15 protein-coding genes, 4 tRNA genes and 1 pseudogene are annotated in these 12,179 nt (G+C 58.1%); 3 read left to right on the top strand and 17 right to left on the bottom strand.

All coding sequences use genetic code 11. The annotated features are described in order from the left end of the window. Position 1: 1 nt before the first annotated feature. From Q8X48_RS02685 to Q8X48_RS02635, 11 genes are all read right to left on the bottom strand, one after another. Positions 2-1,222: an AAA family ATPase gene (locus tag Q8X48_RS02685; protein ID WP_407799352.1), complete on the bottom strand. Its 1,221-nt coding sequence runs from the start codon at positions 1,220-1,222 to the stop codon at positions 2-4. Then, positions 1,216-1,710, bottom strand: coding sequence for a TadE/TadG family type IV pilus assembly protein (locus Q8X48_RS02680; protein ID WP_407799351.1), 495 nt, complete (start codon positions 1,708-1,710; stop codon positions 1,216-1,218). Before Q8X48_RS02680 ends, Q8X48_RS02685 begins: the two co-directional genes overlap by 7 nt. Further along, positions 1,710-2,189 carry a TadE/TadG family type IV pilus assembly protein gene (locus tag Q8X48_RS02675; RefSeq protein WP_407799350.1) on the bottom strand — a complete coding sequence of 160 codons (480 nt, stop codon included), beginning with the start codon at positions 2,187-2,189 and terminating at the stop codon, positions 1,710-1,712. Before Q8X48_RS02675 ends, Q8X48_RS02680 begins: the two co-directional genes overlap by 1 nt. A gap of 8 nt (positions 2,190-2,197) precedes the next feature. Then, positions 2,198-3,523: a TadE/TadG family type IV pilus assembly protein gene (locus Q8X48_RS02670; protein ID WP_407799349.1), complete on the bottom strand. Its 1,326-nt coding sequence runs from the start codon at positions 3,521-3,523 to the stop codon at positions 2,198-2,200. Positions 3,524-3,597: 74 nt separating this feature from the next. Beyond that, positions 3,598-4,419 carry a Flp pilus assembly protein CpaB gene (cpaB, locus tag Q8X48_RS02665; protein ID WP_407799348.1) on the bottom strand — a complete coding sequence of 274 codons (822 nt, stop codon included), beginning with the start codon at positions 4,417-4,419 and terminating at the stop codon, positions 3,598-3,600. A gap of 15 nt (positions 4,420-4,434) precedes the next feature. Next, positions 4,435-5,763 (bottom strand): AAA family ATPase, encoded by a 1,329-nt coding sequence (locus Q8X48_RS02660; protein ID WP_407799347.1) that lies wholly within the window; start codon positions 5,761-5,763, stop codon positions 4,435-4,437. A gap of 15 nt (positions 5,764-5,778) precedes the next feature. Beyond that, positions 5,779-6,297, bottom strand: coding sequence for an A24 family peptidase (locus tag Q8X48_RS02655; RefSeq protein WP_407799346.1), 519 nt, complete (start codon positions 6,295-6,297; stop codon positions 5,779-5,781). A gap of 26 nt (positions 6,298-6,323) precedes the next feature. Next, entirely contained in the window at positions 6,324-6,524 is a 201-nt protein-coding gene (locus tag Q8X48_RS02650; RefSeq protein ID WP_407799345.1) for a Flp family type IVb pilin, read from the bottom strand. A 57-nt stretch (positions 6,525-6,581) separates the two neighbouring features. Further along, a complete protein-coding gene (locus tag Q8X48_RS02645) occupies positions 6,582-6,782 on the bottom strand; it encodes a Flp family type IVb pilin (RefSeq protein WP_407799344.1) in 201 nt (66 codons plus the stop codon). Between the two features lie 57 nt (positions 6,783-6,839). After that, positions 6,840-7,040, bottom strand: coding sequence for a Flp family type IVb pilin (locus Q8X48_RS02640; protein ID WP_407799343.1), 201 nt, complete (start codon positions 7,038-7,040; stop codon positions 6,840-6,842). A gap of 10 nt (positions 7,041-7,050) precedes the next feature. Continuing rightward, positions 7,051-7,299 carry a hypothetical protein gene (locus Q8X48_RS02635; RefSeq protein WP_407799342.1) on the bottom strand — a complete coding sequence of 83 codons (249 nt, stop codon included), beginning with the start codon at positions 7,297-7,299 and terminating at the stop codon, positions 7,051-7,053. Positions 7,300-7,446: 147 nt separating this feature from the next. Here Q8X48_RS02635 and Q8X48_RS02630 point away from each other — a divergent pair, with 147 nt between their 5' ends. Further along, positions 7,447-8,316 (top strand): AraC family transcriptional regulator, encoded by an 870-nt coding sequence (locus Q8X48_RS02630; protein ID WP_407799341.1) that lies wholly within the window; start codon positions 7,447-7,449, stop codon positions 8,314-8,316. A gap of 58 nt (positions 8,317-8,374) precedes the next feature. On the opposite strand, the gene Q8X48_RS02625 is transcribed toward Q8X48_RS02630, so the two are convergent. From Q8X48_RS02625 to Q8X48_RS02610, 4 genes are all read right to left on the bottom strand, one after another. Then, positions 8,375-8,450 (bottom strand) — tRNA-Gly (locus Q8X48_RS02625). A 3-nt stretch (positions 8,451-8,453) separates the two neighbouring features. Next, positions 8,454-8,529: transfer RNA gene (locus Q8X48_RS02620), tRNA-Glu, on the bottom strand. A gap of 104 nt (positions 8,530-8,633) precedes the next feature. After that, positions 8,634-8,709: transfer RNA gene (locus Q8X48_RS02615), tRNA-Gly, on the bottom strand. Between the two features lie 2 nt (positions 8,710-8,711). Beyond that, positions 8,712-8,787 (bottom strand) — tRNA-Glu (locus tag Q8X48_RS02610). Between the two features lie 383 nt (positions 8,788-9,170). On the opposite strand from Q8X48_RS02610, the gene Q8X48_RS02605 reads away from it, so the two are divergent. Together Q8X48_RS02605 and Q8X48_RS02600 are read left to right on the top strand one after the other, a co-directional pair. Then, the gene (locus tag Q8X48_RS02605; protein WP_407799340.1) at positions 9,171-9,929 is read left to right on the top strand and encodes a hypothetical protein; all 759 of its coding nucleotides are present in this window, start codon (positions 9,171-9,173) and stop codon (positions 9,927-9,929) included. Positions 9,930-10,011: 82 nt separating this feature from the next. Beyond that, positions 10,012-10,149 carry a hypothetical protein gene (locus Q8X48_RS02600; RefSeq protein ID WP_407799339.1) on the top strand — a complete coding sequence of 46 codons (138 nt, stop codon included), beginning with the start codon at positions 10,012-10,014 and terminating at the stop codon, positions 10,147-10,149. Here the strand turns inward: Q8X48_RS02600 and Q8X48_RS02595 are convergent. Both Q8X48_RS02595 and Q8X48_RS02590 read right to left on the bottom strand, forming a co-directional pair. After that, positions 10,139-11,002 (bottom strand): methyl-accepting chemotaxis protein, encoded by an 864-nt coding sequence (locus Q8X48_RS02595; RefSeq protein WP_407799593.1) that lies wholly within the window; start codon positions 11,000-11,002, stop codon positions 10,139-10,141. The genes Q8X48_RS02600 and Q8X48_RS02595 overlap by 11 nt on opposite strands. Next, a pseudogene (locus Q8X48_RS02590) lies at positions 11,000-12,064 on the bottom strand (HAMP domain-containing protein); the annotation flags it as partial. The gene Q8X48_RS02595 and the pseudogene Q8X48_RS02590, both read right to left, overlap by 3 nt. Positions 12,065-12,179: the final 115 nt, after the last annotated feature.

Here is a 12,179-nt window from a genome sequence, read left to right as displayed (position 1 = left end):
GTCACCCCCCGAAAAAACGGTTGAAGGCACGTTTTAACACGCCTTTTTTTCCAGCCATCTGGTTGCCGACCAGGTCATCGGCCACGTTGCGCAGGGCAGCGGTGATCGCCGCCTTCGGCGCATGCAGACTCAACGGCACGCCAGTGTTCTGACTCTGGCTGACCAGGTTGAAGTCGTTGGGTAATTTCGACAGGTTCGTGCAGCGCAGCGCCTCGCCGATATCCTTGAGGCTGACCGCTGCCGACTTGTCATAGCGGTTGACCACGATCTGCAATTGATCCCCACGCACACCCAGGTCTTCGCGAAGAATCCGCACCAGGGAGCTGGCATCGCGCAGATGGCTGACGCTCTGCTGCACCACCACGTACACCCGATCCACCTGTTCCAGTACGGAGCCGGTGAGGTGGTCGATTTGCCGTGGCAGATCGATCACTACCCAGTCATAGCTGGCGCGGGCTAACTGCATCAGGGTGTCAAGTTGCTCGGGCTGGGCATCCTGCGGCAGACACAGCTCTCCGGCACGGCCACCCAGCACATGCAAAGTCGGGCTGAAGTGGCTGCAAAAACCCCGTAGCGCGACACTGTCCATACCATCGATCTGATGCAACACTTCCAGATGGCTGTGGGTTTGCGCCACATCCAGGTAATGCGTCACGCTGCCAAATTGCAGGTCCATGTCCAGCAACAGGGTACTGCCACCCTTCGTGCTGAGCTGCTGAGCCAGGTTGCAAGCCAGCATGGTGCCGCCGGATCCGCCCTTGGCGCTGATCACGGCGAGCAATTTCCCCTCTGTCCCGCTGCCGGTTCGAACCTCCATGACCAGCCGATTCAAGGCGGCGACCAGTTCCGTCTCGGCGACGGGCTCGGGCAGCACGTCACGGGCGCCGGCCTGCATCGCCAGGCGCATGCCTTCCTGTTCACTCAGCAGTCCGCACACCAGCATCGGCGGACGCTCATGGGCCGGGCGCTGCAACAGTGCCGCCAGCTCCTCGCGCCACAGATGGCTAACGCGTAACAGCAACAGATCGGGCATCCGGTCCAGACCGTAGAGCGGGTCGACATGCCCGTTGCTCACCAGCCGAGTACTCACCTCCAGGCTGGGCATGCGTTGGCAGACGCCTTGCAGGTCGCGCAACGACGTGGCATCACGACTGCTGATCAGCAACCGTAGCCCGGCTTTGCCGGTCGAGGTAGAGGCTGGAGTTTCCTTGGTATTCAGCATGGCGTGATCTCCCCGGAATCGGAATGACGCCCGAGGCTTTCACGTGGCAACGTTGCCCTGAATGCAGGCAGCGTAAAGGGCACACCGAACCCGGGAATGAACAGATTGAAAACAAAATTTTGCAGGCTCAACCGGACATAGCGGATGGCACGAAAACCATTGACGCTGACCAGGTCAGCGGGGTTGGCCACTTGAGCACCATTGACGTCCAGATAGGTCAGCGTCAGGTTGGTGGTGGCCAGATTGCCGATCAGCTGGCTCGTACCTGCGTCAGTCGCGGCATTGAAGATCGCCCGCCGCAACACCACCGGATCGCTGATATTGCACACCGCCGCCAAGCGAGTACCACGGCGCACAGCTTCATCCAGCGCATTGACCGTGAAGTACAGGCGACCCATTTCCACTACGCCGAACAACAGTGTGAACACCAGCAGACCAACGATGGCGAACTCCACCGTATAGCTGCCGCGCATGTGTTTTCTGTTCATCACAGTGCCCTCATTACGGTAGTGGCGACCAGCGGAATGTTCAGTGCAATCTGATTACCAAAAAAACCGGGAATCGATCCGGTGCAGTTGCCACCTCCAATCACCGGGCAGAACGTGTAAGTGATGGTCACCCGCACATGGTCAGTGCCCACTGCTGCGACCACGACGTTTGCGGCCGTCAACCCAGACACCACCGGCGTGCCTGTCTGGCTGGGTACGCCATACACCGCTACATTTTTTGTCTGGGTCTGCAGCGTATCGCTCAGAGCGACCTTGCCAAGCGTTGAGTCCCAGGCCTGGCTGGCGACAAAACGGTCGGCATCGCGGCTGGCCTGCAGCAACAAGTTGTACTGAAAGAGCATGCGGCCGAACTCACCGAAGGCCAGCAACAGCAGCAGCAACACCGGCAGGACGAGGGTGAACTCCACCATGGCCAGGCCTTGCTGGCGCTGCCGATGTTTAAATCCATGAAGTCTCATGACGCCCCCTACGAGTCAGTGCTCGGAGTACCGCTGCCGTTGAGATAGGTTTTGTAGAGCTGAATGATCTGCGGGCCGGAATCGGTTGACGGCGAGGGGCCGGCCACGTTGTCGCCTTCGCACTCCTTCACGAACTGTCCGAAGATCTCAGCTTCCCCGCCGCCGCCATCCATGGGCTGCACCACGAAATAGCAGCCAAAACCGAGGACCGGGATCGAGGTTGAACCATTATTTTTCCCGGCGCAGTTGCCCACCACGATTTTCAGCATCCGGCGCTCGAACACCCCATTGCTCTGACAGCCACTGCCCCCTGCCACACACGCGGCAACGCTCGCACGCCAGTCGTTGTAGTCCAGTATCGGGTTGCCGCCCGCCGTGAGAGTGCCATTGTTCGAGGTGACGGGTTGCCCCTGGTACTTCGGGCCTGTGCCGTCGTCAGTGATGGCGGGGTTACTGGACGTGGTCACCAGGTCCGGCGGATAGTCCGAGGCACTGACCGGGCCGTTGTAAATGCCGAAGCGCGTATTCAGGCCTTGAGACGCAGGGCCAACCTTGTTGCCAGGCTCGGTCGCGACGCTGTCTCCCACATTGCGACAGACCTTGCCACCTCCGGCCATCTCCTCCCTGACCGAATTGCCGCCCGTGCCAAAATCGAGCAACTGAAAATTTCCTGGACCAATGGGCGACTGATTGCCGGCAGCCGTCTTCAAGACATTCAAATCGCCAAACTGAAAGCCCCAGAACATACCGGCGGCCGGGTTGTATTGAGTCGGGTTGCCACAGACCATCAAAGGCGCGAGATCGCAGGGGCTGGTAGGGCTGGGTCCCGCGGTAGCGATCGCCGCCACCGCCTTGTTCCCCAAGGCGCCCAATGCCTGGGCGAAGTTCCAGAAAAATCCCGTCAGGCCATAGCTCGCTACCGATACTCGGACGTACTTGGCATCCGTCGGCCCGGGATAGGAGAACGGGCCATAGACGCTGCTTGCCAGTTCCACCACTGCAAATGCACCTGCATTGCCGCCGACAGCCGTGGCCAATTCGTTGTTGCCCGTGGCATTAGCATTCTGTAGCAGCGTATTGAGCGCGGCGGTCTTCGTCGTACTGGCACTGTTGATGCCACCCGCCACCTGACTCAGGGTTTTGGCGCCACTCAGGGCGGCGGCGTCCACCGCATTCTGCAGGCGCGTTTTGTTCAGCAGCATATGCCCGCCGTCCAGAGCCAATGCCGCCATCATGGCCATCGCCGCCAACGCGATCACCATCAATACACTCACCGATCCTTCCTGGCGCCTTGGCGTCGAAGTGAACGGCCGCTGAATACGAAGATTCATCATCAAGCCTCAATTGCCGATACTGATCCGGATCGGCTCCGCCAATACCCTGGTACCCAGATATCGGTTGCGCCCTGTTAGCGAATGTTGACTACTTTGGCTTCGATCCCGCGGATAACGGTGATACCCCCGCCCTCGCCACTGCTGCGTACCAAGCGTTTTGGCGCCTCGGCGGTGGCCACAGCCATGGCCGGGGCAACAGGGGCAACAGGCGTAGCAGGTGCAACGGCCACTGCTTTCTTCTCGAGGTTCAGCGGGTTACGCAGCGCCAGTTGCAACTTGCCCTCCGTCTGCGCCGTGACCAGAGCTTCCGCTTCAGCGGCCGACATCTCCAGCGTCACTGCGCGCACCACTACCGGTTGCGTCTTGTCGGTACCCGCGGTCTGATCCACGGCCAACACCCGCAAGTTCTCGAGAATGGTCCTGGACATGGCGCTGTTACTGCCGGCATTGGTGGTTTTGGTCGCCAGTACATCGACCCGGTTACCCGGCAACAGGAATCCGCCCACGCCCACCACGTCGTCCACCCGTACCGATATGGCGCGTTTGTCAGGCGCAATCAAAGAGGCCAGGGTGCTGCCACCCAGGTGCTCGCTCAGACGTGCACCGCGCACGATGTCGCCCCGCAGAATGTCGAAGGTTGCGATCTTGCCCACGGCTTTTTCGCTGGCATCAAAGGCATCGTCCGGGATCGTATCCATGGGCATGCGTACGGTCGTGACCTGCTGGGCCTCGACCATCTGCCCGAATGGAATCTCCACCGTGGCGACCACCACGTTTCGAAGGTGGTCATCCGGGCTGGCATTGAGCCGCGCGCTCAGCCAGGAGTCGGCCATCCATGCAGCCCCAAGGCCCATGACCAGGGAAACGCCTATCAGGGTAAGCGTACGAGAGCTCATGTCAGTATCTCCGTATCAAAGAAAGTCGAGCTGGACGAAGTAGTTGTGCCAGGCCCATTCCAACTCTTTCGGTGACAGTGGTCCGGAACCGCCTATATAACGCTGGCGATCGAGTGCCATGTTCAGGAGATCGCGGGGATGGCAAGGCACCAGGGGCATGCCTTCACTTGCATACAGCCTTTGCAGTACATAACGCACCAGCAGCGGGTCATAGGAAATGCCCAGACGCTCGCTTTCCTGACGCCAGATCTTTTCGTACTGCTCGGGCTTCAGGTAACCGAATTGCAGCTTGTAGCCAATCCGGCGAAGGAAGGCCTCATCGGCCAGCTCCAGGGGATTGAGGTTGGTGGAAAACACCAGAATCAGATCGAATGGCAGCTCGCAATGCCGACCACCACCCAGGTTGAGGAAATCGCGTTTCTCCTCCATCGGGACGATCCAGCGATTGAACAGCTCGGCGGGTGCCATGCGCTGGCGCCCCATGTCGTCGATGATGAACAGGCCATTGCTGGCCTTGAGCTGCAAGGCGGCCTGGTACTGACGGGTGAAGGGGTCATAGCGAACGTCCAACTGTTCCATGCTCAACTCACCGCCCGTGATGACGATCGGGCGTTTGCAGCACAACAGTCGACGGTCAATCCCTTCGTTGAGCATCAAATTATTCTGCTGAGCGTTGTCATCGAGCCGCTGATGCACCTGCGGGTCGTAGATCTCGATCACCGCCTCGTTGATGACGATAGCATGGGGGACCCAGATGGCCTCGGCGAACAGACGGATCAGCCGGCTGCTGACATAAGTCTTGCCGGTACCCGCGGGGCCATAAATCATGATTGCGCGCCCGGAGTTCATTGCCACGCCCAACTGATCGAGCATCCCCTCCGTGAGCACTACGCCAGCCAGGGCATTGCGCATATCGTTGGCGTTGATGCGACCATGGTGAATGGTTTGTAGCTTGATCAGGGAGCGGTAGGTACTCACCGGGAAGGGGGCCGCACCGATATAGCCACTGCGCGACAGTGCATCACGGGCGGCACTGCGACCACGCTCGGTCAGGCCGTAACGCAGCATCTGCCCGCCCGTTTGACTCACCTGGCCCAGCACCTCGACACGGCCATCCTTGCGCAGAAACGCCAGGACTTCTTCAAGTACCGCACCGGTCAGCGCCAGGCGCTCCACCAGCCGTGACATGTCCAACACACCGGCGTCGTGCAAATGCTTGCACACCAACTCGCCGAGAAAACTGTCCGTCAGGCCAGTTTCGCGGATAGTGCAGGGCTGAGGAGCCAGGCGTTGCACCGCTCCCCGATCGCTGGGGTAGGCATCACTTTCGACGATGACGTGCATGACTAGCCTCCTGGGCTACGGGCCGATCTGCAGCCAATAGCCACTGGCCAAGGTTCCGAGCAAAATTGCAACGGAGTATGGGAAAGGCTTTCCGGCCACTTCATCTACCGCCGGAGCCAAGTAGGTTCGCGCCCCTAATATCAACCAGTAGCGCGATAAGGTTTGCAGCAGCTGGCCACGAAAAAGGATGATCAAAATACCGCACAAACCACCGGCCGCCAGACTGAAAAGCGCCGTCCACAATGCGTCATACGGTGTAAAAAAACATCCGACCATGGCCATCAACTTGACGTCCCCGGCGGCCATACCCCCCATGGCGTACATGGGTAGAAACACTGCAAAGCCGATCAGCATGGCCAGCGCAGCATTACCAAGCCCCTCAACTCCACTGGCGTAAGTCTGAATGGTCAAACCCAAAACAAGTCCTAAAAGAACCAGCAGGTTGGGGATGCGGTGGCGACGAAGGTCGCTCACCACCGCAATACCTAGCAGCCCTAACAGAACTATTGATGTAAACATCTGCTCAATAGGCATCGCTGCATCTCCCACTGGGAATAGACTTACGAGCAGGTCCCTGCACCGGCGCCCATACAAGCAGCTAGCTTACCGAGCTGGGTGGTAATGGCGCCGCCCAAGGTGGTAAAAGCAGTGACAACCGCCAAGGTTATTAGCCCTCCCGCCACCGCGTATTCCACAATGGTCAGACCATCTTCGTCTTTGACGAACTTCACTAGCGAAGCCTTGATTGTTTGCATGATCATTCTGCCCACCTCACTCGAATGTTGTTTTTTCTGCTGCATCTCCCACTGGGAATAGACTTACGTGCACGTCCCCGTACCGGCGCCCATACAAGCAGCTAGCTTACCGAGCCGGGTGGTAATGGCGCCGCCCAAGGTGGTAAAGGCAGTGACAACCGCCAGGGTTATTAGCCCGCCCGCCACCGCGTATTCCACAATGGTCAGGCCATCTTCGTCTTTGACGAACTTCACTACCGAAGCCTTGATTGTTTGCATGATCATTTTGCCCACCTCACTCGAATATTGTTTTTTCTGCTGCACCTCTCACTGGGAATAGACTTACGTGCAGGTCCCAGTACCGGAGCCCATGCAAGCAGCTAGCTTACCGAGCTTGGTGGTAATGGCGCCGCCCAAAGTGGTAAAAGCAGTGACAACCGCCAGGGTTATTAGCCCGCCCGCCACCGCATACTCCACAATGGTCAGACCATCTTCGTCTTTGATGAACTTCACTACCGAAGCCTTGATTGTTTGCATGATCATTTTGCCCACCTCACTCGAATGTTGTTTTTTCTGAGGCAGTACTTTCTGCGCTGCCTGATGCAACACTAGTCAGGGGCAAGGCATAGGCGTTAGGAGGATTTTGCGCATCGCTAGGACTTTTTTGCGGGGTGGCCAAATACGCAGCTTTGGCCTTTACAGAAGTAACAGAGGGGGTAAACAAGGCATTGAAACGCAAAGGCAATTGCCATTGATTCACAAGCGACAGGCGGCTCGACCCGGCTTTTTCGGCGACACCCAAGCAAATAATCGCCCGGAGCTGCCTTCCAGATAACCCATAGAGCGAATAGAACTAAAAATCGTCTTTTCTATCAGGATTTAATCTGCAAATTGATGGCACATTGGTAATACTGGCAAAGAGAGTCACTAGAACCTCAAGAGTAGAGACATGACGTCCATTTTGACCAAAAGGCCATCGCTCCTGTGGTTCGATCTGACTCATGATCGGTCCACGAAAGAACTCGTCACGCAGTTCGAGGACGCCTGCGACTGCAAACTGGCAAAAAACTCCGTGCTGCCCGTCAGGGAACAGGCAGACATGATCTGCGTCCATTTCGATCGCCCCGACACTCCAGGTTTGAAGCTACTGCTGGAGATCAAACGCACCACCCCCAGCATCCCGATCACCATGTTCACCGTGCAGCACTCGGAGGAACTGGCTGTATGGGCCATGCGCTCCAGCGTCTGGGAATACATGGTGCTCCCGCTCTCGACCACCGAGAAGAAGCGTTACCTGGCGGCGGTGCTGCAGCTCTGCGAGCTGCGCCGAAATGCCAACGGCCAGGGCAAGTCATCGCAAATCGACCACTCTCCGACCCTGCCGGACAGCATCCGGCGGACCTCAGGACACCAAAAACACCAGGCGCTGAGCAATGTCATGCTGTACATCGAACAGCACTTTCGAGACAGCATCGATCAGAGGGAGTTGGCGCAGCGTTGCGGCATGACAACATTTCGCTTCAGCCGCCTGTTCAAGGAAGCCAATGGGCTTGGGTTCACGGATTACATCCTGGACAAGCGCATGAACTTCGCCAAAGATCTGCTCGACAACAGCCAGATGCCGATTACCAGCATCGGCTATGAGGCCGGTTTCAAGGATCCTTCCTACTTCGCCCGTGCCTTCAAGCAGTTCGCAAACTGCACGCCCAGCGAATACCGCCTGGCACGCCAACTCAAAGCGGCCGCAGCTGCGCAACAGGTGCAGGATGAGAAAACCACTGAAGCGCTCGAAAGCCTGGTACAAAGCCTCAGTAGTTGATCCGGTTTTTTACGCGCAAACAAAAACGCCGCTCAATGAGCGGCGTTTTCGTTAAATATGGAGCGGGAAACGAGACTCGAACTCGCGACCCCGACCTTGGCAAGGTCGTGCTCTACCAACTGAGCTATTCCCGCAAATGGCGTCCCCTAGGGGACTCGAACCCCTGTTACCGCCGTGAAAGGGCGGTGTCCTAGGCCACTAGACGAAGGGGACACGCTACCCGGAACACATGGTGTGTGTTTCGGTGCTCAGATCCGCATCCGAAGACTTGGTTCTGGTTTCACTCAGCCCTGCCCGAAAGCAACGCTGTTTAAAATTGGAGCGGGAAACGAGACTCGAACTCGCGACCCCGACCTTGGCAAGGTCGTGCTCTACCAACTGAGCTATTCCCGCATTGGCGTCCCCTAGGGGACTCGAACCCCTGTTACCGCCGTGAAAGGGCGGTGTCCTAGGCCACTAGACGAAGGGGACACACTACAACATTCACTCCCTGCTTCGTTTCGCTGTGTGCTTTACGCTGCAAGTGGCGCGCATTCTATGGATGGATTGAGAGGTCGTCAACCCCCTGATATAAATTTATTTAAATCAATGACTTCGACCTGCTTTTGGACGCCATTGCGGTTTTTCCGCTGCCCGGTGTTTGACGCCTATATTCTGGCACCCGCCAAGACGTTATAGTCCGCCAGTGATGGCAATCTGTATATCGCGTGCCACCATTCATAGAAGCAAGGCTGCGGCCGATATAAGCGCAGGCATGTCCGATCCAACCCTTCATGCGGGCCCAGGCGCTCAAATGCCAAGCCACCAGACTCGCATGCGTACCCTAAAAAGAGGTCTTACCGGTGACGCCACTCATGATCACCCTGCTAGTTGTAGTCGGGATCGCCCTGTTGATCGCCATTGGCTACATGAACCATGTGGTGGAAAACAACAAGCTGGAAAAGGCCCGTACCAAGATTGAACTCAATGATCGCCTGCGTCGCTGCGGCGAAATCACCGAGACTTTCCCCGGCCAGTTGATGACCCCGGCACTCAAGCTGTTGGTAACCCGCCTGGAACTGAACGTCTGCCAGCGCCTGCTCAACCTGGAAAAATCCAGTGCCAACCTCAAGGCACGGATCGCCGAACTGGAGGCCCTTGTCGGCCAGGGTGAATCGATCCCGGTCAACAATCCGCCGGCACCGATCCAGACCGAAGCCAAGGCCAAGGATGTACGTTTCCTGCTTGAAGCCCTGCACGGCCAGATTACCCGCGCGACACAGGACGGCTTCCTGCCCCCCATCGAAGCCAAGCTCTGGATTCGTGAAGTGCGCCACATCCTGGTGCTGCTGCACATCGAGTTCTTCAACAACCTCGGCCAGCACTCTCTGCAACAGAACCAGCCCGGGCAGGCTCGCCTGGCATTCGAGCGCGGCGTGCAATACCTGCGCAAGCAACAGGAACCACAGGTCTACGCCGAGCAACTGGAATACCTGGAAAAACTCCTGGCCCGCGCCAATGACCAGGTCATGGATCGCATTGCACCGGTCGAAGGCGAGGTCAACCAATTGACCGAAGGCCTCAAAGACGTCGAAGCTGATGCGGACTGGAAAAAGAAAGTGATTTACGACTGATCAGCGAAAACAGAAAAGCCACCGCAAGGTGGCTTTTTTTGCTCTTCTGTAGGAGCGAGCTTGCTCGCGATGGACTTTAACGATGACGCGCAAACTGGATAAACGTGGCGCACTTGAGCCCATCGCCAGCAATCGAGCGTCGACCGGCTGCTCCTACAGTTTCCCGGTATTGCGTGATGATCCCTTTTTTTGCCTGGCCGATGATCATTTCAAAGCCTGAAATGCCCCACCATCCCCTTCAGCTCAACCCCCAGTTGCGCCAACTCGATACTGGAGGCGGCATTGCCCTGCATCGCCAGCGATGATTGATCGGCACTGGCGCGAATACTAGTGACACTGCGGTTGATCTCTTCGGCCACCGAGCTCTGCTCCTCGGCCGCCGCGGCGATCTGCTGGTTCATCTGCTGGATCAACGATACCGCCGCCGCAATACTTCCCAGTGCGCTCTCGGTCTGCAAGGCATCGCTGACCGCCAGCTTCACCAACTCGCCGCTGCTCTGGATCTGCTGCACCGACGACTGCGCCGCCGAGCGCAAAGCGCTGACCAGGCGCTCGATTTCCTCGGTCGATTGCTGGGTTCGCCTGGCCAGTGCACGCACTTCATCGGCCACCACCGCAAAGCCCCTGCCCTGCTCCCCCGCCCGGGCCGCCTCGATTGCTGCGTTCAATGCCAGCAGGTTGGTCTGCTCCGCCACGCTTTTGATCACACTCAAGACTGTACCGATGTTCTGGATTTCCGCACTCAGGCTTTCAATGCTCGAGCTGGCCGAGTTGGCCGAGTCCGCCAATTGCTCGATCCGCGCCATGCTCTGGCGCACCACCTGCTGACCAGTTTCAACCTTGCCGTCAGCCGTTTGCGCCGCCAGGGCTGCTTCCTCTGCGTTGCGCGCGACATCATGCACCGTGGCCGTCATCTGATTCATCGCGGTGGCGACCTGTTCGGTTTCCTCTTTCTGCGTGCTGACTTCGAGATTGGTCTGTTCCGTCACTGCAGACAGCGATTGGGCGGAAGTGGCCAATTGTTCGATACCCGACTGCAAGCCGCTGACGATATGGCTGAGCCCCGCGCCCATTTGTTGCATGGCCTGCATCAACTGGCCAATTTCGTCACGCCGGGTCACGTCGATGGTCGCACTCAAATCCCCTGAGGCAATCTGCTGCGCCACATGAATCACTCTGCGCAGCGGGGCCACGATCAACCGGGTGATGAACCACGCAGCAACCAGCCCGACCAGCAACGCCAGAGCGGAAGAGCCAAGGATCAGCATCGAGTTCTTTTTCAGTTCGGCCTGCATTGCCTGATCTTCAGCGACATAAGCCTGATCCACCCGCTCAACCACTTGGGCTGCGCGTTGGTGCAACTGTTGATAAACGGTTTTTTCCTGTTCCAGCAGGCCGGTGTACTCGGCGAGCTTGTCACTGAAACCGGCGATATGACCCGTCACCTCATTGAGGACGGTTTGGTAACCCTCGTCCTTGACCGCGGTCTTGAGTTGCTCGGCCTGGGCCAATGCCTGGCTGGCCTGTTCGATCTTGCCCTGCGCGGCGCTGTCGTCGCCTTTGCGGCTTTGATCCAGGCGCACGCGCGCTTCATTCATGGCTTGCAGCATCAAGCGTGAAACCTGGCTGACCTGACCGGCCTGCTCGATGAATTGCGCGCCGTCCCTGCCTTCGGATTCTTTCAGCGTATAAGCGCCGTCATCGGCAAGCCCGGATTGCAATACATCAAGATTATTGGCCACGCTGGACACCGACCAACTGGCCATTTCCAGCGCCAGGTCCTTGGCCTGGGTGAGCGAGACAAACTCGTCGAAGGCCTTGCGATAGGCGCCCAGTGACTGTTCGACATCATTCATCACTGGCACATTAGCCGCCGACGTGGCCTTGAGCTGGCCGGCCAGTGCGATCAAGCCATCGACGCCCTCGTGCAGGGCATCGACGGTTTTCGGATTGCCGTGCAAGGCGTATTCCTGCTCCAGCAACCGAACCTTGAGCAAACCGCTGTTGAGCGATGACATTTGCTTGAGTCCGTCGAAGCGCTGGCTAATGGTTTGCAGGGACCACACGCCAATGCCCGCCACCAGTGCAGTCAACAACAACACCAGGACAAACCCGACACCCAGTTTTTTCGCCATACCGAGGTTGGCAAAACGTCCTTGCACGGCCGAATTCATTGCACTTAGTCCCCTGCCAAAGTCTGTAGACGCAGATTCGCAACGGGCCAGTAGCAACACAAGGCTCTGGCGCCGG

This window comes from Pseudomonas sp. QLc11A, assembly GCF_052112305.1.
GTDB lineage: Bacteria > Pseudomonadota > Gammaproteobacteria > Pseudomonadales > Pseudomonadaceae > Aquipseudomonas > Aquipseudomonas laurylsulfatiphila.
The sequence above is the reverse complement of the archived record's forward strand: the minus strand, read 5'-3'. Positions and strand labels throughout refer to the sequence as shown.

What these genes read in the sequence shown, in the direction of transcription:
- Q8X48_RS02670 (WP_407799349.1), bottom strand. Translation starts at nt 3,523, where the DNA reads ATGATGAATCTTCGTATTCAGCGGCCGTTCACTTCGACGCCAAGGCGC.
- Q8X48_RS02605 (WP_407799340.1), top strand. Translation starts at nt 9,171, where the DNA reads ATGATCACCCTGCTAGTTGTAGTCGGGATCGCCCTGTTGATCGCCATT.
- Q8X48_RS02680 (WP_407799351.1), bottom strand. Translation starts at nt 1,710, where the DNA reads ATGAACAGAAAACACATGCGCGGCAGCTATACGGTGGAGTTCGCCATC.
- Q8X48_RS02600 (WP_407799339.1), top strand. Translation starts at nt 10,012, where the DNA reads ATGACGCGCAAACTGGATAAACGTGGCGCACTTGAGCCCATCGCCAGC.
- Q8X48_RS02685 (WP_407799352.1), bottom strand. Translation starts at nt 1,222, where the DNA reads ATGCTGAATACCAAGGAAACTCCAGCCTCTACCTCGACCGGCAAAGCC.
- Q8X48_RS02650 (WP_407799345.1), bottom strand. Translation starts at nt 6,524, where the DNA reads ATGATCATGCAAACAATCAAGGCTTCGCTAGTGAAGTTCGTCAAAGAC.
- Q8X48_RS02655 (WP_407799346.1), bottom strand. Translation starts at nt 6,297, where the DNA reads ATGCCTATTGAGCAGATGTTTACATCAATAGTTCTGTTAGGGCTGCTA.
- Q8X48_RS02640 (WP_407799343.1), bottom strand. Translation starts at nt 7,040, where the DNA reads ATGATCATGCAAACAATCAAGGCTTCGGTAGTGAAGTTCATCAAAGAC.
- Q8X48_RS02675 (WP_407799350.1), bottom strand. Translation starts at nt 2,189, where the DNA reads ATGAGACTTCATGGATTTAAACATCGGCAGCGCCAGCAAGGCCTGGCC.
- cpaB (WP_407799348.1), bottom strand. Translation starts at nt 4,419, where the DNA reads ATGAGCTCTCGTACGCTTACCCTGATAGGCGTTTCCCTGGTCATGGGC.
- Q8X48_RS02595 (WP_407799593.1), bottom strand. Translation starts at nt 11,002, where the DNA reads ATGGGCGCGGGGCTCAGCCATATCGTCAGCGGCTTGCAGTCGGGTATC.
- Q8X48_RS02630 (WP_407799341.1), top strand. Translation starts at nt 7,447, where the DNA reads ATGACGTCCATTTTGACCAAAAGGCCATCGCTCCTGTGGTTCGATCTG.
- Q8X48_RS02660 (WP_407799347.1), bottom strand. Translation starts at nt 5,763, where the DNA reads ATGCACGTCATCGTCGAAAGTGATGCCTACCCCAGCGATCGGGGAGCG.
- Q8X48_RS02645 (WP_407799344.1), bottom strand. Translation starts at nt 6,782, where the DNA reads ATGATCATGCAAACAATCAAGGCTTCGGTAGTGAAGTTCGTCAAAGAC.